Below are 22,097 nucleotides of genomic sequence, written 5' to 3'. Positions count from 1 at the left end.
ACTGGTTATCTTAGAAAGATAACTTTTATAGTAAATTCAAAAATAAGTTTGAAAAAGCTAAAGGCCCGCAATACTGCGGGACCTCATGTTACTCTTCTGAGTGAATTTTAATATATTCCACTATATCGCCAACAGTCGCAATTTTCTCAACATCTTCATCCGGAATTTCTATATCGTACTCTTCTTCGAGTGCCATAATTAATTCTACGATATCAAGAGAATCAGCGCCTAAATTATTCATAAAAGATGATTCCATTTTTATTTCTTCTTCATCTATGCTTAATTGCGATGCTATACACGCTCTAATTTTTTCAAACATAATATACTCACCTCCTTACCTTTCTATATTATATCTAACAATTATTACAAGTTCTCATTTATGTTCTTTTCCTGCTGAGATAATTTTTCAATTTCTAATTTTAATTTATCTACAACATTATTTTCATAAAATATTGTAGCTTGTCTAATTGCATTTTTAAAAGCTTTAGAATCTGAACTACCATGAGCTTTTATGCAAATCCCATTTACTCCGAGAAATGCAGCTCCGCCATATTCTTTATAGTCGAAATCCTTTTTAAAGCTTTTAAAAATTGGTTTTAATAGCATTCCTCCAAATTTAGTTCTGAAGGATCCCATTATTCTTGTTTTTAATAAATCAAATACACTAGCAACAACACCTTCATATAGCTTTAAAATTACATTTCCTGTAAACCCATCACAAACTATAACATTGACGTCTCCAGTTGGAATTTCTCTAGCTTCCACATTGCCTACAAAATTTAAATCTGCTTCTTTTAATAGTTTATGAGCTGATTTTGAAAGTTCATTACCCTTTTCTTCTTCAGTTCCTATATTCACAAGACCTACTGATGGATTAGCTATTTTTAAAATGTTTTCAAAATATGTTTTCCCCATAAGTCCAAATTGCACTAAATAATGAGGTTTACATTCTGCATTTGCTCCACAGTCAATTATCATAAAGGGGCCTTTTTTACCTGGCACTATTGGTGCTAGAGCCGGTCTATCTATACCTTTTATTCTTCCTACTATAAGTGTACATCCAGCTAAAAAAGCACCTGTACTTCCAGCTGAAATAATAGCATCTGCCTCTCCATTTTTCACAAGATTCAATGCTTTTACGAGGCTTGAATTCTTTTTGCGTTTAACCGCCATTACAGGATGTTCATTTGTACTAATAACTTCTATAGCATCAACAATTTTTATTTTGTTACAATCATAAGTATACTTCTTTAGTTCTTCGCGAATTAATTGTTCAGGACCAGTTATTACTATATCTATATCATATTCTTTTATAGCTGCGATGCAACCTTCAACCACAGCATTTGGAGAAAAATCTCCACCCATTCCATCTACAACAACTACCATTTTAAACCCTCACTTTAAATGTGCATTATAACAAACAAATAAATACAAATAAATATTTATTTATATTTATTTGTTTGTTTATATTATATACCATAGTGCGCAAATAATTCTAGTATTAATAATACCAGAATACAAATATAATTGTATTTAAAAAATAAAAAGAAAGTCTTTCGACTTTCCTTTTTATTTTTGCTCCATTGAAACAACTTCTCTATTTTTGTAATATCCACAGTTTTTACATACTCTGTGCGAAAGTTTCATATCGTGGCACTGAGGACACTCAACTATTCCTGGTAAACCAAGTTTAAATGTTTGCGCTCTTCGAGAATCTCTTCTACCTTTAGAAAATTTTCTAGCAGGATTTCCCATTGTAACACCTCCTTAATCAGTTAAAAACAGTTCTTTTAGTTTTGCCAACCTTGGATCAACATCGTCAATTGCACATTTACATGCACTATGATTTAGATTGATTCCACAATGATGGCATAACCCTTTGCAATCTTTATTACAAAGTTTTTTTATAGGCAGCATAGAAATGATATTATTTTCCATAATTTCATTTAAATCTAATCTATCATTTTCAATAAAAATAATATCCTCATCTTCACTCTTTAGAGTTTTTGACAATCTTTCATTTAATTCAATATGTATTGAATAAGAAAAAGTCTCAAGACACCTAGAACAAGCAAGTAATAGTTCTGTCTCCATACTTCCAGTTAAATCTATTTCATCATCGATAGATTTTAAAATTAAATGCGTTTTAACTGGTTTAGAAAATTGTACAAATTCATTATCATAGAAAAACTTATCTTTTTCCAAATCTAAATGAAGTTCTTTTCTTTTGTTTTTATTACTAAATAATTCTGAAACGTCTATTACCATATTATCCACTCTGAAAAACTAAATACTATTTAGTTCTAGTTCTTCTCATATAAAGAAAATCTTTATACCTTGTATAAAAAAATATACAGCTCGAGCAAAGCTTCCGCGTCCCTCCTAACTAAATAGTTTTTTACTTACATCAAACACAGTTAATTATATAAACAATACAGTAAAAAGTCAAGAATTATTTATTATAGACATTAGCAATAATTTTATTTTATTAAAGCCTTCGTGTCTCTTGCTATTACTAATTCTTCATTTGTTGGTATAACAAGTATTTTAGTTTTAGAATCTTCTGTACTTATTTCTGCCTCTTTTCCGCGAATCTTATTCTTTGCCTTATCTAAGACTGCTCCCAAGAACTCTAGTCCCTTGCATATATCTTCTCTTGTTTCTGGAGAGTTTTCACCAAGTCCGGCAGTGAATATAATTGCATCTACTCCGCCCATTACTGCAGCATAAGATCCTATAAATTTCTTAACTTTATAGACAAATATATCAAGCGCTAACTGTGCTCTATGATTTCCATCTTTCCATGCAGCATCTTCTATATCTCTAAAGTCACTGCTTACCCCTGATATTCCTAAAACGCCTGATTTTTTATTCATTAAATCATTAGCTTCATCAATTGTTAATTTTAATTCTTGCATTATATATATTATTATAGCTGGGTCTATATTTCCGCATCTAGTTCCCATAGCTATTCCTTCAAGTGGAGTAAATCCCATACTTGTTTCTACTGATTTACCATTTTGCACTGCAGAAATACTTGCTCCATTTCCTAAGTGACAAGTAATTAATTTTAGATCTTTTATGTCTTTACCCATCATTTTTGCAGCTTTATCTGAAACATATTTGTGAGATGTTCCGTGGAATCCATATTTTCTAATACCATGTTTAGTATAAAGGTCATACGGAAGTGGGTATATGTATGCAACTTCTGGCATTGTCTGATGAAACGCGGTATCAAATGTAGCTACCATAGGCGTACTAGACATTAATGCTTTACAAGCATTAATCCCGATTATATTAGCTGGATTATGAAGTGGTGCAAGTTTTGCACATTCTTCTAAGTTCTTCATCACTTCATCATTAATTATAACTGATTCTGCATATTTTTCTCCACCATGAACAATTCTATGTCCCACTGCATCTATTTCTGATAAATCTTTAATAACACCATGATCACAATCTACAAGTGCGCCAATTACTAATCTAATAGCATCTGTATGATCTTTCATAGTCTCTTCAATAATATATTTTTCCCCATTAACCTTTTGCGTTAATTTTGAACCTTCCATTCCTATTCTTTCTATTAATCCGAGTGCTAAACATTCTTCATTTTCCATGTTTATTAATTGATACTTAAGTGATGAACTTCCACAGTTTATGACTAATACTTTCATTAAATTTTCCTCCTAATAATATATATTTAAATTATATGTTTTATATAAGTTTATTTTGAATTTGAGCTTGAACCGCAGTAACTGCAACAACATTAACTATGTCATCCACACTGCATCCTCTTGATAAATCATTTATAGGCTTTGCAAATCCTTGACAAACCGGTCCGATAGCTTTTGCTTTAGCAAATCTTTGCACTAATTTATATCCAATATTTCCAGATTGTATGTCTGGAAATATTAAAACGTTTGCGTTTCCAGCTACAGTACTATTTGGTGCTTTTTGTTTTGCTACACTAGCAACAATCGCTGCATCTAACTGAAGTTCTCCGTCAATTTGTAAATCAGGTCTAGCCTTCTTTGCAATTTCAGTAGCATTTACTACTTTATCAACTAATTCATGCTTTGCACTTCCTCTAGTTGAAAAAGACAACATTGCAACCTTAGGTTCAAAATCGCATAACAATCTTGCATTATCTGCAGTGCTAATAGCTATAGCTGCTAGGTCCTCCGCATTAGGGTTTATATTAACAGCGGAATCTGCAAATAAAAGCAGTCCATCTTCTCCATATTCATCGTGAGGCAATTCCATTATAAAGAAACTTGAAATAATCTTAATTCCTGGTGCAGTTTTAATAATTTGCATTCCAGGCCTAAGTAAATCTCCTGTATAATGTACAGCTCCGGAAACCATTCCATCAGCTTCTCCCATCTTAAGCATCATAGTTCCAAAATACACACAATCTTGCATTGTTTCAGACGCTTTTTCTAGAGTCATTCCTTTATTTTTTCTTATCTCATAAAATTCCTTTGCATAAAAATCAGTTCTTTCAGAAGTTTTTGGGTCTACAATTTCTATACCTTCAATGCTAACTGATAACTTAGCTGCTTTTGCTTGTATTACACTTTTATCTCCTATTAATATTACCTCGGCTAGTGAATTATTTTTGATGATTTCACTAGCTTTTATAGTCCTCTCTTCTTCTCCCTCTGGAAGTACTATTCTTTTTTTATCTGCCTGTGCCAATTTACACATTCTAGCTATAAATGCCATTCTTATTGCCCCTCTCGTTTATTATCAACTTAATATACAATAATAATATACACCCTTTGCCCTATACATTTCAACATAAAACTACAAAATCATTTACATATATTATATTTTAAATATTCTTAATTTTCATCCTTTTTGTCTTTTTTGAAATATATGTACTTTAATTAATTCATTTTATATTATATAATATGTATAAGTTTTAACGACATTTCAGAATATAATTATTGCATTATTTTTAGTGGTTTCTCTTTAGACATAAATTATTAGCTTATATTTATATGAGCTTTCATGAGGTGATTTAATGAATATTTCAGGTATAATTGTTGAATATAATCCATTACATAACGGTCACGTATATCATATTAATAAAACCAAGGAGCTCACAAACTGTGATGCCTTAATTTGTGTTATGAGTGGGAATTTTACTCAACGTGGTATTCCATCAAGTATAGACAAATGGACAAAAACTAAAATGGCATTAAATAACGGAGTAGATTTAGTAATAGAGCTACCAACTATCTACAGCGTATCATCAGCAGATTTTTTTTCCTTTGGCGCTGTAAGTCTTCTAAACAGCCTAGGAGTAGTGGATAATATTTGCTTTGGTAGTGAACATGGAAATATTAATGATTTATATAATATTTCCAATATATTACTTCAAGAACCTATTGAATTTAAATCACTGTTAAAAACTTATTTATCAAAAGGTATCACTTACCCTTTAGCAAGATCTAATGCACTTTATGATTATTTGATGAATTCAAAATTGGACATATCAGACTTATTATTAGATAACTGTTTAAATTCACCTAATAATATACTAGGTATAGAGTATTGCAAAAGCTTAATCAAGTTAAAAAGTTCTATTACACCTTACACATTAAAAAGAGAAGGTGCATCTTATAACAGTGATCTTTTACATAATGAATTTTCAAGCGCGACAGCTATAAGAAAATTTTTGAAAGAAAATGGTTCTTTAATAAAACTTGCAGGTCATATCCCAAGTTCAGTATTAACTGAACTTCAAAACTTATACTCGAAAAATTATGAATTTACATTTGAAGATTCCATGTTCCCGTATATTAAACATAAATCTGCTACATCAAAAAATTCTTTAGTAAATTTACCAGACGTATCTGAGGGTCTTGATAATAGGATTATTAGCTCCTTACAAAATAGTTTAAGTTACTCTAGTGCACTGGCCAATATAAAAAGCAAACGCTACACTTACACTCGCATTAGTAGAATATTATGTCAATATTTTATAGGATTTGATAGCTTTGATACTAAAAAATTAAGATCAATGCCTTGCCCTTATGCTCGAATTTTAGGATTTAACTCAAATGGAAAGTCAATTCTAAAATCTATAAAATCAAACAGTAGCATTCCGCTTTATACTAAAATTCCTAAAAAGTGCAATGACACCATGCAACTAGATACTCAGTCTACAAGGGCTTATAGCATTATAAATAGTAGTATAAGTCATAATAGCGATTATTTGATATCGCCTATAATTATAAAGTAAAAATAAATGCTGCTATCATAAATAGATAGTAGCATTTATTATATTTAAAATTAGTGTTTCCAACACATAAATTTATGAAAATTTAAATATATTTAATACAGTAATACTTAAAAAGGGGTCTAACATTGAAATTACTATTAATTATATTATTAATTTTCATAATATTATTATTATTTGAACTATTTAAAGCTTTGAAGATAAATCTATCAATAACATTAATTTGTTCTCTTTTTATTCTACAAATAATAATAGCTCCTAATATTTGTATCCAGTACACTATCTCTGGTGCAAAATTGTTTTTCAATTCAATTTTTCCTTCTCTTTTTCCATTTTTAGTTGTAATAAATATTATAATAAGCTACGACGGCATTCATATTTATTCTAAATTGTTAGGCAATCTAATTTGTAAACCCTTAAAGCTACCAAAAGAATGTAACTTTGCTCTTTTAGTTAGTTTACTATGTGGTTATCCCCTTGGTGCGAGATACACTTGCGATTTGTACGAAAAAAATATAATTGATTTAAATACCTGTGAACGATTGCTAAATATAGCTTCTAATGCAAGCCCACTTTTTATTATAGGCGCAGTGGGCGCTTCTATGATGTCAAATGCTAAAATTGGTTATATGTTAATACTCTCTAATATTCTCTCTTGCATGTTTATGGGATTTATTATTCCCTCAAAAGATTCTTATTTTAAAATTAAAAATAGAGGTGACAATTTTTCAAGAAACCATCCACCCACCACAAATATTGGCATGATATTGAAAAACAGTATTGAAGATGCCATGAAGAATGCCTTAAATATCGGTGGTTTTATTGTAATATTCTCCGTAATAACAGGATTAATTAAAGACAATGTAATATTTCACATTGCCCTTAATAAGTTTTCTTTAATTATTGGCTGTTCTGGGAATTTTATAGAAGGGTTATTATTAGGAATGTTAGAGATGACTAACGGATGCTATTTAATATCCTCTAGTAATTCAAATCTGTATGTAAAACTTCCAGTTTTGAGTTTTTTAATTGCTTTTAGTGGTTTGTCTATAATTTCTCAAGTTTATAGCTATACCTATAAATATGATGTCTCAATAAAAAAATACATTGCTCGAAAGTTTATTCAAGGCATAATTTCCTCAATTTTAACGCTGATTCTATATTGTATTTTTCTACATACTACATCGGTTTTTACTTTTAATAATGTAAGTATATATAAAGTTAGTAATTTATATTTTTTAATATTAATCATTTTATTTATCCCGATATTACTTATAAATATAGTTAAACTATTTCATACTTCTTAGCTCTTTTACATTATCTCTTATTGAAGTTGTGGTATCCGTAACTTCTCCTTGTAGAGATATTAAAAAATCTTGAACATCGCCCTTAATCTTATGAAGCATTTTCTGACCTTTTAATTCAATCTCTTTATCTAATTGGGATAATATTTCATCCGCATAATCTTTAGCCCCAAGCCTCATAATTTTAGCATCTCTCTGAGCTGATGCTATAATTTCTTCAGCTCGAGTTTGTGCTTCTTTAACTAAGTCTTGCTTTTCAACTCTTCTTCTTATTTTATCAATGGTCTCTTCTTCAAAAATTTCAGCTTGTTTTTTTGAATCAACAAGAATTCTTTCTTTTTCATCACAAATCCACTGAGCCTTTTTAAACTCATCTGGCAAATGACTCATAATTTGATCAATTATATCTAATATTTCTCTTTTATTTACAACCACCTTACCTGTAACAGGTATTTTAGAAGAACTTTCAACAATTTCTTGAAGGTATTCTAAAAGTTTTATAACATCCATATTTCCCCCCTATTTAGAATTAATTTTCCTAATAATATCTGGAATAATTTCCTCAGGTACTAATTCTTCAATACATCCTCCAAGCATTGCAACCTGTTTAACTGAAGAGGAACTTATATAGCTATATTCTGTCTTTGTCATCATGAACACAGTTTCCTTACTTGGATCCAATTTGTTATTCATTGATGCCATTTGAAACTCATATTCAAAATCTAAAACACTTCTGAGTCCCTTCACAATGACACTAGCACCCTCTTGATTCATTAGTTGAACAAGTAAACCACTAAACTTCTTCACGCGTACATTGGGTAAATTTTTAACTACATTTTTTATTTGTTCTATTCTCTCATCTACAGAGAAGAGACATTTTTTCTCAGGGTTAACAAGCACTCCTACGATTAATTCATCATAAACTCTAGACGCCCTCTTAATAATATCCAAATGTCCGTTAGTTATTGGATCAAAACTTCCAGGGCAAATTGCTTTTTTCATCTTATTCCTCCACGTTTTCCTCTGAGGTAGGTAACAATTATAAATTGTTACCCTCATGTATTTTCTTAAGGAACTAATAATTCTTAACTATTAGTTCCTTATATTTGTAAAGCAATACAGTAGTATTACCATATTTTCTTAAATCGGAAAGCTGAATAATAGAATTTCCTTCATATATTTCTTCTGAAGAATCTATTTTACAAACAATCAACCCATCTTCCCTTAAAAGGCTATTTGATGCAATAATCTCAATAGCAGGTGGAATCATGTCTTTAGCATATGGTGGATCTATAAAAATCAAATCAAACACAATCTTTTCATCTGCAAATTGTTGCATGTATTTATATGTGTCACCTTTTAAGCACTTGCATTTATCGTTAAACTTTAAATTATCTACATTCTTTTGTAACATATCAAATGTAGTATCACCCATATCAATTAGATAACATTTCTCAGCTCCCCTACTTGCGGCCTCTAGACCTAAGCTACCAGTACCTGAAAACATATCCACGACTACAGCATTTCGTGTTCTATCCTGGATTATATTAAATATAGCTTCTTTTATTCTATCTAATGTGGGCCTCGTTCCCATCCCTACAGGGGACAACAATTTTCTTCCTCTTGCACTTCCTGAAATAATTCTCATATGTTTATTCCTCCATTTAAGCCAGTTTCGATAATATTTTAACATATATATATAATTTATACAAAGAAATTTTTTCTTTAGTTAAAACAAATGTAGTTAGAACTTTGCTCGATTTTTTCTATTATTGCATCCTTTATTTTAACGTCTTCAACATTCCTACTTTGCATTAACTTTTTTGCTTCACTATTTGCAAGTTTTAAAATATCTATATCTTCAATTAAATCTGATAAAATCAACCCTGATTCACCATGCTGCTTGATGCCAAATAATTCTCCTGCGCCTCTATTTTTTAAATCTTCTTCAGCAATAAAAAAACCGTCATTACTTTTTATAAGTATTTCTAATCTTCTTTTCACTATATTATTTGTAATATTCGCCAGTAGTATACAATATGACTTATGCTTTCCTCTTCCTACTCGTCCCCTAAGTTGATGGAGTTGTGCAAGTCCAAATCTTTCTGAGTTTTCAATTATCATAACTGTAGCGTTTGGTACATTTACTCCAACCTCAATTACTGTAGTTGCAATCAGCGCTTTAATTTCTCCGAGTTTAAATTTATCCATGATTTCATTTTTTTGTTTACTTGGCATTTTACCATATATCATCCCTATTTCTATAGAGTCAAAATATTCTTCTTTTAATTTTTCGTAAAGCTTCTCGACTGAACTTAACTTCATCTCCTCATTTTCTTCCACTAATGGACAAACTATGTAAACTTGCCTCCCCATATTAATCTCGTTTAAAGCAAATTCATACACCTTTTTACTATAGGACATACTTTCATAGCTTGTATCAATTTTCTGCCTGCCTGGAGGCAATTCATCTATAATAGATACGTCTAAATCACCATATAAATATAAAGAGAGTGTCCGGGGAATAGGGGTAGCTGTCATTACAAGAATATCAATGTTTTTACCTTTATTAGAAAATCTATTTCTTTGTGATACTCCAAAACGATGCTGCTCATCAGTAACAATCATTCCTAAGTTTTTAAACTCTACATCATCTTCAATAAGTGCATGAGTTCCAACAATAATATCAATGGTTCCATCTTTTAACTCCTGTTTAATTAATTGTTTATTTTTTGCTGTAACACTTCCGCTTAGTAGTTGTATTTTTAGTGAAAAATTTTTTAATACATTTTGAATTTCTTCATAATGTTGCTTTGCTAAGATTTCAGTTGGTGCCATCATAGATGCCTGATACCCATTTTTCACAACATTAAACATAGTAATTATAGCCACTATAGTTTTACCACTTCCAACATCTCCCTGCACCATTCGATTCATTCCTATATCCTTCTTTTGATCTATTAGAATTTCTCTTACAACTTTACTTTGTGCCTTAGTAAGCTGAAATGGAAGTTGCTCCTTTAAGATTATAAGCTCTGGTGCTATTTTAAATTGAATACCATTATTATGATATTTTATAAACTCTTTTAGCATTAATATTTTTAATGAATAAGTGAATAATTCTTGAAATTTAAGCCTTCTCTTTGATTTATTAAGGAGTTCTAAGCTTTTAGGGCTATGTATATTTCGAGCAGCATTATCTAAAGAACAAAAATCATATTTTTCCACAAGCCATTTAGGCAAATTCTCCGTTATTTCAACATCACATAATACGTCAGATATAATTTTATTAAAAAAATTATTTGTAACATTATTTTTAAGTGGATACTTGGCAATAATGTTATTTGTAGCCATAGACGTATTTTTTACTATCTTAGGATTCATAATTGTGATTTCTTCCCTGAATTTATTAACTTTGCCTGTGATAATATATTTATTTGAAATTTTAAAACTATTTTTTGCATAGGTTTGATTAAACCATTTACCTTTGAATCTATTATCCCCTTGGCAAAAAACTATGGTAGAAAGAGTTTTATTATTTTTTAACCTAACATCTTTTAATATATTTAGCACAGTACACTCTACAATGAGTTTTTCACTTTCCGCGCATTTCAGAATGCTTTTATTCGCAGATACATTCTCATAATCTCGTGGAAAATATAATATCAGATCTAATACGTTAAAAATTCCACACTTATTCAAATTTTCTGCCATTTTAGGTCCAACACCCTTTATATATTTTATATCGCTATGAATATCCACCTATACCACTCCAAAAATAAGATTTTAACGAGATTTTAGAAGGAAAGACTCCCACTTCTATAAGTGGGAGTCGCATACCCTAACAGATAGCAAACTTCAGTGGTGGGAATAACAATTGAGAATTGTTATCTACTCCAGAGGTTTACAAAGGGGTAACTCTCCTTTCGAAGTCGTCAATGCATCTTCTGCGAAGATGTTGCAGCTCCGCAGGAGATGATTTAATATTAGTTTTGTTCGTTACTAATCTTTAAGGTACATTAAATACCTAAGAAAAAAAGCCCTAAGGCTTTTATTCAACTGACGCAATAAAATAATAAAGTGGTTGTTTTCCATTATAATGTTGAATATCTAAATTCGGATATTTGTGTTCTAGGGCAGAAATAAATTCTTCCACTTCGCTTATTATACAATCTTCACCATAGAAAATTGTAATAAGCTCACTATCCTCTGTAACCATACTGTCTATAGTATCTTCGCAAACTTTATAAATATCTGTTCCAACTTCTTTAATTTTTTGCTCAATTAAACCTAGAATGTTTCCTTCTTTTATTAGATTACCATCAGATTCAGTGTCTTTAACTGCATATGTTACAGAAGCTGTTGCAACATTTTTTATTGCTTCTTTTAATATATTTTCATTTTCTTCTACACTAACTTCTGGATTAAACATTGTTACAGCAGTTATTCCTTGTGGGATAGTTTTCGACGGAATAACAATTACATTTTTATCTGACAGTTCGACCGCTTGCAGCGCTGCCATAAGTATATTCTTATTATTAGGTAATACAAATACATTTTCCGCATTAACTTTATTAATACTCTCTAATATATCTTGTGTACTTGGATTCATGGTTTGGCCGCCTTCTATTACAACGTCCACACCTAAATCCTCAAAAATATTCTTAATTCCTTCTCCAAGCGCAACAGATATAAATCCATATTTTTTATTCTCAATAATGTTTTCTTTCACTGGTCCTTCAACTTTCTCATCCGCAATGCCTAATAAATTTCTATGTTGTTCTCTCATATTTTCAATTTTCACCTTAGACAGTTCCCCTAGTGTTACTGCTTTTGAAAGCACTACCCCTGGATCATTTGTGTGTATATGGATTTTAACAAATTCATCTTGCGAAACCACAACCATTGAGTCTCCAAACTTTTCTAAATATCTCTTTAATTCATTAGCATCAACATTTTCAGCGATAACTAACAATTCAGTACAGTATCCAAACTTTATGTCTACAGGCATATCTAAAGCTGCAGGTGTTTTTGTTTGTGATTTTGTACTTTTCTTTTCCGATTTGCTAATTAGAGATTCCATATTATTACTTAGAGCTTCATGCATTCCTTTAAACAATATTAAAAGTCCCATTCCACCTGCATCAACTACTTTTGCTTGTTTTAATGCTGGAAGCATATCTGGAGTTTTATCTAGCATAATTTCACTACACTTGCAAACTTCTTGCATGAGCGCAACTACTTCAGTTGCTCCGCTATTAACTGCACTTTCACCCGCAGCTTTAATAATAGTTAAAATCGTACCTTCAGTGGGTCTCATAACCGCCTTATACGCAAAATGGGCACCTTCTAAAATGCTTTTAGCCAATTCTTCAGAAGTAGCTTCATCTACGCCTTCTAGCCCTTTTGCAATGCCTCTAAATATTTGTGATAATATAACACCTGAATTACCCCTTGCGCCCATCAGCGCGCCCCTAGCTAGTTTTTGAGATATCTCAGCAATAGACTTAGTTGACATACTTTCAATTTCTTGCACTGCGGCTTTAAAAGTCATTGACATATTAGTACCTGTATCTCCATCCGGAACAGGAAATACATTTAACGAATTTACATATTCTTTTTCTTCTTCTAACCTATTAGATGCGTTTATTACCATATTACGAAAATTTTGTCCGTTAATTTTTAAGTATTCCATTGCTACCTCCCTAGACCCTTACACCTTGGACGTTTACGGTTATTGCTGCAACTTTCAGTCCTGTATAATTTTCAACATTATATCTTGTTTTTTGAATTATATTATTTGCTATTACAGATATTTTCGTGCCATATTCAACTATTATAAATAATTCAATAAATAGTTGGTTTTCCTTAGAATTAATTTTAACTCCTTTATTTAAAGCGTCGCTCTTAATCAATTGCCAAAATCCATCCTTGGCATCTTTGAGTGCCATCCCAACAACTCCATAACACTCTGTTGTAGAAATACCAACTATGTTTGCTAACGCTTCCTCTGAATAATATATATTACCATTCTCTCTTGCAATGTTACCTTTCATTTTAATTCCTCCTTATACCGCTATATAGATTATTTTATAGTATAATACTAATTTATTCAACAAAATTAATTTTATAATTGCTTTAGTTACGAATAATTTCTTATTTAACTTGCAAGAGTAGTAATATTCATGTTACAATTATGCGTGTTTCAATTGAGAAGATTTTTTTCTTCGTAGTCAAGGAGGTGTTTTCATTGTCAAGAAAATGCGAAATATGCAATAAAGGTGTAATTTCAGGTAGCCAATATAGTCACTCACACCGTGAATCAAAAAGAAAATGGGCTCCAAATATTCAAAAAGTTAAAGCTATAGTTAGCGGAACGCCTAAATCTATACATGTATGTACTAGATGTCTTCGTTCAGGTAAAGTCCAACGTGCTATATAATTAAAAAATAAAAATGCAGCTTTTAAAGCTGCATTTTTTATTTAAATCCAGCTTTAAAAGCTACATCGCTTATTTAAATCCAGCTTTAAAAGCTGTTTTTTTTAAACCCACCTCTAAAAACTGATTTTTTTTGTAATAACTGAGTTTTTCTATGTTATTTTTTTAAAAAAAATCTAATTATTCGAGATATAAATCTCGGTAACTTAATAGCCATAATTTTCATCTCTCTTACCTCCCAAACATGAAATCCGTAAAATTTCTTCTAACTTTCACTATCTATCTGAACCTCACTAACAATGATGGTTATGATCCATTATAGTAAAGCCATAATAAACAATTCCTCCTCCTACAACAATTATCCACCACCAAAATGGGACTATTACTACTGTTATGATTCCTATGCCTAAACATGCAATGATTACTCCAAGCTGCTTTTCTAAACACTTATAAAACCTTTTCGTAAGTTAATCCCCTCTCAAAGTATTCCAATATTATTATATGAATTACTTTCAATAATATTGCCAAAAATAAAAAATAAAAAAGTATATATTACTATTAATGCATTCACTTCGCTAATAACTACTAATTTTATTTTTAATTAATCTGTTAAAAACATAAACTCGATTTCTACTCAACCATATGTTTTCCTTAACGCATCTTAATTAAAAATAAAATAAGAAGTTCTAAAGCTCGCTTCAATGCATTATACGTAATATATACTTTTTTTGCGCATAAAAATATTTATTAATTGAAGTATTAATCTGATGATAATATTATCATCAGCGTTCCAGATTTAAATTTAAGCTGAACCTGAGGTCCTGCAAACTCATTTGAAATAGTTATACTCTGTCCAATTTTCAAATTGTAATTATTTAAAGGATATTTTGCGCCTTTAATAGTTAATCCTATTATTTCATCGCCATAAGATTGTACCGAGAATATATCGCCTACGGTGCCACTTAATGAAGTCCCGGCATCAATCAACCTAATATTATTGTTTTCATCCTTAATGCATGCACTAACGCCATTTTCTAAGCAACTTTTTAGCATTCCAATATTTCCAAGCAGATGATCAACTCTACTTCCAGTGCACCCTAATAATACTATTTCATTTGGTTTCATTTTCAAAGCCTTTTTAACTGCAATTTCAGTATCAGTAAAATCTTTTTCTGTAGGATAAATATCTATTATAGAATTATTTTTTTTAAAATAATCCAAGGCCTCTTTATCAATAGAATCAAAATCTCCTACAAGTAAGTGAGGATTTATATTATAGTCATATAGGCAATTGGCACCACTATCTGCTCCAATTAAAAATGCATCCTCAGTAATTTCATTCATGAGTAATTGTTGTGATGGTGGATTTCCTCCTGAGATTATTATGACTTTCATGTTAAATACCTAATCTTAATGCTTTTATGTTTTTCTCAATTTCATCATTCTTAAATACTGCCGACCCAGCCACAATAACATTAGCACCACTATTAACAACTTCTTGAATATTACCTACATCAATGCCACCATCTACTTGAATCATAATGTCTTTATTATAAATATCTGCAAGATCTCTAACTTCTTTAATTTTATCCGAGCAGTATTCAATATACTTTTGCCCACCAAATCCAGGGTTTACTGACATAATAAGTACCATATCAAGATTACTCATTAAATGTTTTATGCATTCTACAGGTGTAGCAGGATTTAATGCAACACCCGCTTTAATCCCAAAACTTTTTATGTAATTAATAGTTCTATCAATATGCCTATCGGTTTCATAATGGACAGTTATAATGTCAGCTCCCGAATTTACAAAGTCTTCTACATATCTAGACGGTTCTTCTATCATAAGGTGCACATCAAATGGTAATTTTGTTAGTTTTCTAATGCTCTTAATAACTGGAATACCGAAAGAAATATTAGGTACAAACATACCATCCATTACATCAATATGAATCATATCAGCACCGCACGCTTCTAGCTGCTTAATATGTTCCCCTAGCCTTGAAAAATCCGCTGACAGTATAGATGGTGATATTTTTATCATTTTTTATTCCCCCTAGCAATAATTTCTTCTAATGTCTTTATATAAAATTTATATCTATCCCTGTAAATTTCATTATCTTCTACAGCTTGCTTAACTCTACAGTTAGGTTCTTTATAATGCATGCAATTAGAAAACCTACATTCACATCTATGTTTTTCAAATTCCGGGAAACAATCTTGTAATTGTTCTTTCTCAATGAAATCTAAACTTAAGGCTGAAAATCCTGGAGTATCTAACAAAAATCCTTCTTCATATTCAATAAGTTCACTGTGCCTTGTAGTATGCTTACCCTTTTGCGATTTTTTACTTATATCTCCAGTTTTCATAGCTTCTCTTCCAAGTATACTATTAAGTATAGTTGACTTTCCAACTCCAGACGGTCCACAAAAAACGGTAATGTTATCTTTTATTCTAGTCTTAAGTTCAGAAAGTCCATCACCCTCTTTTGCTTTTAAAAATACTATGTCACATCCTACGCTTTTTAATTCTTTTATAAGGCCCTCATCAACTTGCTCAACTAAATCCAACTTATTTAAACAAAGAACTATCTTTAACTTGTAATGTTCACAAAGCACTAGAAATTTATTGAGCAAATCCATATTTAAGTCAGGTTGTTTAAAGGCAAAAACTACAAAAGCTTGAGTAACATTAGCAACCACTGGACGTATCATCTCAGTCTCTCTTGGAAAAATCTTTTCAATTACACCTTTGCTCTCATCTGTCTCAAGCATTATTTCCACTTTATCACCAATAACAGGGGAAAGCCCAGTATACCTGAACTTCCCTCTTGCCTTACATTCTATGACTTTGTCTTGAACTTTTACAAAATATAGCCCGCCTACACCTTTTATGATTACTCCTTGCATATATCCCTCACCATTTACCTTCTATTTAATATTTTTGAATATATTTCATATATCTTGTAATTACTTATTCTTATTGAGGAGTCGCTGGGGGTGTTTCAGTTGTTGCTGGGGGTGTTTCAGTTGTTGCTGGAGGTGTTTCAGGAGTTACTGGAACTTCCGCAGCCTTAGATGTTAAAGTTATAGTATCCCCAACATTTGCCTTAGTCCCTGGCTCCTTGTCTTGCGACTCAATGATATCTTCATCATTACCAGAAACTACTATGTTTATATTCGATTGTGCAGCTGACTCACGTGCTGCTTTAACAGTTTTCCCCTTAAAGTCTGGAACATCAAATTGTTCTTTTTTAGGTTCTTCATACTTGTAATAATTAACTCCTACAGAATTACCTTCCGTAACTTCCGTATTTGCAGCAATACTTTGATTGAATATTTTACCATCAAGTGACTTATCATGAGTTACCACCGGGTGTCGCTCACCTAATTTTAAATTTGCATTTTGCAATACTCTCTCTGCATCATTTAAAGATACGTCATTTAGATTTGGAACCTTTGTTAATTTAATCTCTACACCCTTACTTATTACTAAATCTACTTTATCGCCTTTTTGAACTAAACTACCCGGATCTGGGTTTTGGCTTATTACTAAACCACTAGCAATGGAATCATTGAATTCAGATGTTACATTTCCTAGCACCAATCCATTTTGTTCAATAATAGCAGTAGCCGAAGCTTTATCAGTCCCCTTGACAGAAGGAATTTTGAAACTTGCAGGCCCTTTACTCACCGTAACTCTTACTTCACCCTTAGCCTTTAATTCTGTTCCCTCATCAGGAAAACATAACAGTACCTCGCCTTCGGGTTTTTCGCTATTTTCTTCTCCAGCCACTACAAAATTCAAGCCTTTTTCTACAACTAATTTTTCTGCCTCTACCTTATCTAAGCCAATAATTTTAGGCACCAATATCTTATCTGCCACATTAACTTGCTTGTCAGTAAGATAGTTCTTTAATGTGACTCCCGCAACACTACCTAAAACAATCAATAAAATTACTGCAACAAAAGCCATTATTATCGTTTTATTTTTTTTGTTATTTTTAGACTTCGGTTTTTTAATTACTTGTTCTTTTTCTACTACTTCTTCTTTTTCTTCTTCATGATCATCTTCTTTTTCATAGTCATCTACATTTACAGCTGCCATAACCCTAGTGTATTCATTTTCCATGCTATTTGTTGCGATAGTATATGAACTATTCTTTTGTATTCTCTGCAGATCTAAAAACATCTCATTCGCAGTTTGATACCTCTTTATAGGTTCTTTTTCTATAGCCTTTAATATTAATTTGTTCAAATTTTCAGGAACATTACCATTTATTTTCTTAGGTGGCACAACTTGTTCCTGTATATGTTTTAATGCTACTGATACAGGACTTTCTGCATCATAAGGCACTTGCCCTGTAGACATCTCATAAAGTACTATTCCAAAAGAATAAATATCTGTTCTACAATCTACAAAACTTGCTTTAGCTTGTTCTGGTGAAAAATAATGAGCTGATCCCATCACTGTGCTGGTATTAGTTATAGTTACAGAACTAGCAGCTTTTGCTATACCGAAATCTGTAACTTTAACCGTTCCATCTTCAGTCACTAAAATATTATGAGGTTTTATATCTCTATGTATAATGTTATTCTTATGAGCACACTCAAGTGCTTTTGCAATTTGCATTCCATAGTCTATTATTTGATCATAATTCATACTACCATTTTCAAGTATAATTTCCTTTAAAGTCTTTCCTTTTATATATTCCATTACAATGTAGTTAATATCTCGCTCTTGTCCAACATCATAAATATTAACTATATTATTTGATGAGAGACTAGCTACGGATGAAGCCTCTTTTTTAAATTTATCCATAAAATCTATATTATTTGAAAATTCTTCTTTTAATATTTTTACAGCAACATAACGATTGAGCAAACGACATTTAGCTTTATAAACTATCGCCATTCCACCCTCTCCAATTTTTTCAAGGAGTTCATATCTACTCCCTAATATGGTTCCTATCATCTCTGCACTCTCCTTCAAATACGATAACCGATATGTTATCGCGTCCACCCTTAGATTTACTTAAATCCACCAACATTTTACAGCTAGAAATATTGTCATTTTCATTTTTAATAATAATATCATACATTTCAGAATAAGTCACATCGTTAGTAAGGCCATCTGTGCATAAAATACATTTGAATATATTGGTCAAATTAACATCAAATAAATCAACTTCTACTAACTCATTTGTTCCAAGTGCCCTTGTAATAATATTTTTATTCGGATGAGTTCTAGCTTTTTCTTCAGTTATAGTACCATTATCTAAAAGCTGTTGTACCAAAGAATGATCTCTTGTAATTTTTAATAATTTTTTGTTATTATCAATAATATAACAACTACTGTCACCTACATTTGCAACAACCATTTCATTTTGTTTTTTAAAGCAGATTGTTATAGTTGTCCCCATCCCTTTAAGCGAATCATTACCACTTGCCATGTCATAAATTTTCTTGTTTGCAGATTTTATTCCTTCAGAAAGCACTTCTTTGAGATCTAAACCATGATGATTCTTCTTTATATATTCTATTATAACCTTAATAGCTAGCTGACTTGCAACTTCTCCTGCATTATGACCACCCATACCATCTGCTATAGCATAAATACCAAAATCAGTATCTTCAAAATAGCCTACCGAGTCTTCATTTGTTTTTCTAACATTTCCAACATCAGATAAAACCCCAAGCATTTTTACACCCCCTCATTTAAGTTTTCACTTTTAATATAGCTTCTCCGAAGTTGACCACAAGCCGCATTAATATCCAGGCCCATTTCGCGCCTTATTGTTGTCTGGATATTATTAGTTTCAAGTACCCTCTTAAACTCAGCAACGTCATCATTTGAAGATCTTTTTAATTCATTCTCTTCTATTTCATTAACTGGAATTAAATTAACATGGCATAACATATCCTTTAACAATACACTTAATTTTTCTGCATCTTGCGTGCTATCATTAAGACCCTTTACAAGAGCATATTCAAAAGTTATGCGTCTATTAGTCTTATTTATATAGTATTTAGATGCATCAATAATTTCTGCAATAGAATACTTATTTGCAATTGGCATACTCTTCATTCTAATCTCATCCGTAGATGCGTGAAGTGAAATAGCCAGTGTCGTTTGCAAGTTAATATCAGCAAACTCTTTAATCTTTGGTACGATACCACAGGTAGAAATAGTTATATGTCTTTGACCAATATTTAACCCATTTTCTGAATTCACAATTTCAAGAAATTTTATTACATTATGAAAATTATCAAATGGCTCCCCACTTCCCATTAATACAACATTAGAAATTCGCTCATTAATTAGATGCTGTGATTTCATTATTTGAGCTAGCATTTCCCCTGGAGTTAGATTTCTAATCATTCCTCCAATGGTAGATGCGCAAAATTTACATCCCATCCTACATCCAACTTGAGTCGATATGCATATAGAGTTCCCATGTTTATATTTCATAACAACGCATTCAATTAAATTACCATCGTTTAAAGCGAAAAGATATTTTCTTGTATCATTTTGTTTTGAAGTATATTCCTCTACGAGCTCAGGTATTCCTATGTAAAAATTATTTTTTAACTTTTCTTTTATACTGAGCGGAATATTATTCATATTTTCGAATTCCCATATTCCCTTATAAATCCAGTCTAATACTTGCTTAGCTCTAAATTCACTTTCCCCATTACTTTTCATCCATTGCTTTAACTCTACTAAATTCATATCTAATATATTTATCATTTTATACACCTACTATGATTTTATAATTTTGGCTATGAAAAATCCATCCATGTATTCATTCGGTAAAATAGTAACATACCCTTTATCACTATAGTTTATATTATCAAATTCACCGTAAAATACTGGTTCAATCTTAAATTCTGAATGAGACTCTAGGAACCATTCAATATTGCTTTCATTTTCTTCCTTATTAAGGGTACATGTTGAATATACAAGTACTCCACCTTTTTTTATGTATTTTGAAGCATTCTCCATTATTTTTCTTTGTGTGTGAATTATATTTTCTATGTCTTTTATATGTTTACTCCACTTTATCTCAGGTTTTTTTCTAATAATTCCAAGACCAGAGCAAGGTACATCAATAAGTACCCTATCTGCAGATTGAAGTAAACTTGGATCATAAATTGTAGCGTCCATAACATCACAAGTTGTATTTACAATTCCTATTCTATTTAAATTTTGTTTTATTAATGATAACTTATTTTCATGTAAATCAAATGCAAAAATATGTCCTGTGTTTTTCATAATTTCTGCAATGTGTGTTGTCTTTCCACCTGGTGCACTACAAAGATCTAATACTTCTAGATTTGGCAAAAGGTCCATAGAAAGAGCTGTAAGCATTGCGCTTTCATCCTGGACTGTTATACTTCCTTCATTAAATAAAAGGTTATTCTCTATATTTTTCCCTTTAATAATTCGTATTGCCTCAGAACACGCATAGCCTTTTTCTATATTATACCCATTTTCTATAAGTTTTTCCCATATTTCCTCATAAGTTAATTTCAGAGTATTAACTCTAACTGTAACATCAGGTTTTTGATTTAAGCCACTTAGAATTTTCTCAGCGCTTTCAATCCCATATTGCTTTATAAAGAGTTTAGCTAAAGCCTTAGTGAAGGAATACTCAAAGCATAATCTTTCAATATCATTTTTTTCATTATAATACACCGCGGTGTCGCCCCTTAGATAGTTTCTAAGTACTCCATTAACAAATTGTGCCGCTCCTACATTACTCATCTTTTTTGTTAAGTTTACAGCCTCATTAACCACAGCAAAACTTGGTATTTTATCCAAAAACCTAATTTGATATATTGATATTCTTAATATGTTTAAAACAAAACTATCTACCTTTTCAAAGCCTTTTTTTAAAAAACTGCTCAATATTTTATCTATTGTGTATTTATATTTTAAAGTACCGTAAACTATTTCTGTAACTAACGCTTTATCCTTATCATTTAAATCGGATTTATTAAGTTCCAGACCCAAAACTATATTAGAATAAGCGTTTTCATTTATTACTTTTTCTATAACTACAATTGCTACTAACCTACTATTGTTCATGTTATTACCTCA

At 31.0% G+C, this 22,097-nt stretch carries 22 protein-coding genes; 3 read left to right on the top strand and 19 right to left on the bottom strand.

Going from position 1 to position 22,097, the window contains the following annotated elements:
- Positions 1–88 precede the first annotated feature (88 nt).
- From acpP to pta, 6 genes are all read right to left on the bottom strand, one after another.
- Entirely contained in the window at positions 89–322 is a 234-nt protein-coding gene (gene acpP / locus ACWJJ2_RS01935) for an acyl carrier protein (RefSeq protein ID WP_304518712.1), read from the bottom strand.
- Between the two features lie 41 nt (positions 323–363).
- Positions 364–1,386 (bottom strand): phosphate acyltransferase PlsX, encoded by a 1,023-nt coding sequence (gene plsX, locus ACWJJ2_RS01930; protein WP_220285907.1) that lies wholly within the window; start codon positions 1,384–1,386, stop codon positions 364–366.
- Between the two features lie 183 nt (positions 1,387–1,569).
- Positions 1,570–1,755, bottom strand: a complete 186-nt coding sequence (gene rpmF, locus ACWJJ2_RS01925) for a 50S ribosomal protein L32 (RefSeq protein ID WP_165414022.1) — start codon at positions 1,753–1,755, stop codon at positions 1,570–1,572.
- A gap of 12 nt (positions 1,756–1,767) precedes the next feature.
- On the bottom strand, positions 1,768–2,268 hold the full coding sequence (locus tag ACWJJ2_RS01920; protein WP_165414023.1) for a YceD family protein: 501 nt from the start codon (positions 2,266–2,268) through the stop codon (positions 1,768–1,770).
- Between the two features lie 212 nt (positions 2,269–2,480).
- Positions 2,481–3,674, bottom strand: coding sequence for an acetate/propionate family kinase (locus ACWJJ2_RS01915; RefSeq protein WP_165414024.1), 1,194 nt, complete (start codon positions 3,672–3,674; stop codon positions 2,481–2,483).
- A 40-nt stretch (positions 3,675–3,714) separates the two neighbouring features.
- The gene (gene pta, locus ACWJJ2_RS01910) at positions 3,715–4,725 is read right to left on the bottom strand and encodes a phosphate acetyltransferase (RefSeq protein ID WP_165414025.1); all 1,011 of its coding nucleotides are present in this window, start codon (positions 4,723–4,725) and stop codon (positions 3,715–3,717) included.
- Positions 4,726–5,026: 301 nt separating this feature from the next.
- Between pta and ACWJJ2_RS01905 the strand changes: the two genes are divergently transcribed.
- Both ACWJJ2_RS01905 and ylbJ read left to right on the top strand, forming a co-directional pair.
- Positions 5,027–6,250 (top strand): nucleotidyltransferase, encoded by a 1,224-nt coding sequence (locus ACWJJ2_RS01905; RefSeq protein ID WP_216302536.1) that lies wholly within the window; start codon positions 5,027–5,029, stop codon positions 6,248–6,250.
- 125 nt (positions 6,251–6,375) lie between these two features.
- A complete protein-coding gene (ylbJ, locus tag ACWJJ2_RS01900; protein WP_216302535.1) occupies positions 6,376–7,554 on the top strand; it encodes a sporulation integral membrane protein YlbJ in 1,179 nt (392 codons plus the stop codon).
- Here the strand turns inward: ylbJ and ACWJJ2_RS01895 are convergent.
- From ACWJJ2_RS01895 to ACWJJ2_RS01870, 6 genes are all read right to left on the bottom strand, one after another.
- Positions 7,537–8,061 (bottom strand): ATPase, encoded by a 525-nt coding sequence (locus tag ACWJJ2_RS01895; protein ID WP_165413702.1) that lies wholly within the window; start codon positions 8,059–8,061, stop codon positions 7,537–7,539. The genes ylbJ and ACWJJ2_RS01895 overlap by 18 nt on opposite strands.
- A gap of 9 nt (positions 8,062–8,070) precedes the next feature.
- Positions 8,071–8,553, bottom strand: coding sequence for a pantetheine-phosphate adenylyltransferase (coaD, locus tag ACWJJ2_RS01890; RefSeq protein ID WP_165413701.1), 483 nt, complete (start codon positions 8,551–8,553; stop codon positions 8,071–8,073).
- A 73-nt stretch (positions 8,554–8,626) separates the two neighbouring features.
- On the bottom strand, positions 8,627–9,199 hold the full coding sequence (gene rsmD / locus ACWJJ2_RS01885) for a 16S rRNA (guanine(966)-N(2))-methyltransferase RsmD (RefSeq protein WP_216302534.1): 573 nt from the start codon (positions 9,197–9,199) through the stop codon (positions 8,627–8,629).
- 77 nt (positions 9,200–9,276) lie between these two features.
- Complete coding sequence (gene recG, locus ACWJJ2_RS01880; RefSeq protein ID WP_216302533.1) at positions 9,277–11,313, bottom strand: ATP-dependent DNA helicase RecG; 2,037 nt, start codon at positions 11,311–11,313, stop codon at positions 9,277–9,279.
- Positions 11,314–11,602: 289 nt separating this feature from the next.
- Positions 11,603–13,246 (bottom strand): DAK2 domain-containing protein, encoded by a 1,644-nt coding sequence (locus ACWJJ2_RS01875; RefSeq protein ID WP_220285908.1) that lies wholly within the window; start codon positions 13,244–13,246, stop codon positions 11,603–11,605.
- Between the two features lie 10 nt (positions 13,247–13,256).
- A complete protein-coding gene (locus tag ACWJJ2_RS01870; protein ID WP_165413697.1) occupies positions 13,257–13,607 on the bottom strand; it encodes an Asp23/Gls24 family envelope stress response protein in 351 nt (116 codons plus the stop codon).
- A gap of 194 nt (positions 13,608–13,801) precedes the next feature.
- On the opposite strand from ACWJJ2_RS01870, the gene rpmB reads away from it, so the two are divergent.
- On the top strand, positions 13,802–13,993 hold the full coding sequence (gene rpmB, locus ACWJJ2_RS01865) for a 50S ribosomal protein L28 (protein ID WP_165413696.1): 192 nt from the start codon (positions 13,802–13,804) through the stop codon (positions 13,991–13,993).
- A 756-nt stretch (positions 13,994–14,749) separates the two neighbouring features.
- On the opposite strand, the gene ACWJJ2_RS01860 is transcribed toward rpmB, so the two are convergent.
- The 7 genes from ACWJJ2_RS01860 to rsmB all read right to left on the bottom strand — a co-directional run bounded on the left by ACWJJ2_RS01860 (position 14,750) and on the right by rsmB (position 22,085).
- The gene (locus tag ACWJJ2_RS01860; RefSeq protein WP_165413695.1) at positions 14,750–15,385 is read right to left on the bottom strand and encodes a thiamine diphosphokinase; all 636 of its coding nucleotides are present in this window, start codon (positions 15,383–15,385) and stop codon (positions 14,750–14,752) included.
- A gap of 1 nt (position 15,386) precedes the next feature.
- Complete coding sequence (gene rpe / locus ACWJJ2_RS01855; protein ID WP_220285909.1) at positions 15,387–16,037, bottom strand: ribulose-phosphate 3-epimerase; 651 nt, start codon at positions 16,035–16,037, stop codon at positions 15,387–15,389.
- Positions 16,034–16,903, bottom strand: a complete 870-nt coding sequence (rsgA, locus tag ACWJJ2_RS01850) for a ribosome small subunit-dependent GTPase A (RefSeq protein WP_165413693.1) — start codon at positions 16,901–16,903, stop codon at positions 16,034–16,036. Before rsgA ends, rpe begins: the two co-directional genes overlap by 4 nt.
- A 70-nt stretch (positions 16,904–16,973) precedes the next feature.
- Positions 16,974–18,968: a Stk1 family PASTA domain-containing Ser/Thr kinase gene (pknB, locus tag ACWJJ2_RS01845; RefSeq protein ID WP_220285910.1), complete on the bottom strand. Its 1,995-nt coding sequence runs from the start codon at positions 18,966–18,968 to the stop codon at positions 16,974–16,976.
- Positions 18,943–19,695 (bottom strand): Stp1/IreP family PP2C-type Ser/Thr phosphatase, encoded by a 753-nt coding sequence (locus ACWJJ2_RS01840; RefSeq protein WP_165413691.1) that lies wholly within the window; start codon positions 19,693–19,695, stop codon positions 18,943–18,945. Before ACWJJ2_RS01840 ends, pknB begins: the two co-directional genes overlap by 26 nt.
- Before the next feature lie 2 nt (positions 19,696–19,697).
- Positions 19,698–20,744, bottom strand: coding sequence for a dual-specificity RNA methyltransferase RlmN (rlmN, locus tag ACWJJ2_RS01835; RefSeq protein WP_165413690.1), 1,047 nt, complete (start codon positions 20,742–20,744; stop codon positions 19,698–19,700).
- A gap of 12 nt (positions 20,745–20,756) precedes the next feature.
- Positions 20,757–22,085, bottom strand: coding sequence for a 16S rRNA (cytosine(967)-C(5))-methyltransferase RsmB (gene rsmB, locus ACWJJ2_RS01830; protein WP_216302530.1), 1,329 nt, complete (start codon positions 22,083–22,085; stop codon positions 20,757–20,759).
- Between the last annotated feature and the right edge of the window lie 12 nt (positions 22,086–22,097).

The organism is Clostridium sp. CM039, assembly GCF_055081075.1.
This window is presented reverse-complemented; position numbering and strand designations above follow the sequence as displayed.

Bases quoted from the DNA above. Each gene is read 5' to 3' on its own strand.
- plsX (WP_220285907.1), bottom strand. From the start codon at position 1,386: ATGGTAGTTGTTGTAGATGGAATGGGTGGAGATTTTTCTCCAAATGCT.
- rpmF (WP_165414022.1), bottom strand. From the start codon at position 1,755: ATGGGAAATCCTGCTAGAAAATTTTCTAAAGGTAGAAGAGATTCTCGA.
- ACWJJ2_RS01920 (WP_165414023.1), bottom strand. From the start codon at position 2,268: ATGGTAATAGACGTTTCAGAATTATTTAGTAATAAAAACAAAAGAAAA.
- ACWJJ2_RS01915 (WP_165414024.1), bottom strand. From the start codon at position 3,674: ATGAAAGTATTAGTCATAAACTGTGGAAGTTCATCACTTAAGTATCAA.
- pta (WP_165414025.1), bottom strand. From the start codon at position 4,725: ATGGCATTTATAGCTAGAATGTGTAAATTGGCACAGGCAGATAAAAAA.
- ACWJJ2_RS01905 (WP_216302536.1), top strand. From the start codon at position 5,027: ATGAATATTTCAGGTATAATTGTTGAATATAATCCATTACATAACGGT.
- ACWJJ2_RS01895 (WP_165413702.1), bottom strand. From the start codon at position 8,061: ATGGATGTTATAAAACTTTTAGAATACCTTCAAGAAATTGTTGAAAGT.
- coaD (WP_165413701.1), bottom strand. From the start codon at position 8,553: ATGAAAAAAGCAATTTGCCCTGGAAGTTTTGATCCAATAACTAACGGA.
- rsmD (WP_216302534.1), bottom strand. From the start codon at position 9,199: ATGAGAATTATTTCAGGAAGTGCAAGAGGAAGAAAATTGTTGTCCCCT.
- ACWJJ2_RS01875 (WP_220285908.1), bottom strand. From the start codon at position 13,246: ATGGAATACTTAAAAATTAACGGACAAAATTTTCGTAATATGGTAATA.
- ACWJJ2_RS01870 (WP_165413697.1), bottom strand. From the start codon at position 13,607: ATGAAAGGTAACATTGCAAGAGAGAATGGTAATATATATTATTCAGAG.
- ACWJJ2_RS01860 (WP_165413695.1), bottom strand. From the start codon at position 15,385: ATGAAAGTCATAATAATCTCAGGAGGAAATCCACCATCACAACAATTA.
- rpe (WP_220285909.1), bottom strand. From the start codon at position 16,037: ATGATAAAAATATCACCATCTATACTGTCAGCGGATTTTTCAAGGCTA.
- rsgA (WP_165413693.1), bottom strand. From the start codon at position 16,903: ATGCAAGGAGTAATCATAAAAGGTGTAGGCGGGCTATATTTTGTAAAA.
- pknB (WP_220285910.1), bottom strand. From the start codon at position 18,968: ATGATAGGAACCATATTAGGGAGTAGATATGAACTCCTTGAAAAAATT.
- ACWJJ2_RS01840 (WP_165413691.1), bottom strand. From the start codon at position 19,695: ATGCTTGGGGTTTTATCTGATGTTGGAAATGTTAGAAAAACAAATGAA.
- rlmN (WP_165413690.1), bottom strand. From the start codon at position 20,744: ATGATAAATATATTAGATATGAATTTAGTAGAGTTAAAGCAATGGATG.
- rsmB (WP_216302530.1), bottom strand. From the start codon at position 22,085: ATGAACAATAGTAGGTTAGTAGCAATTGTAGTTATAGAAAAAGTAATA.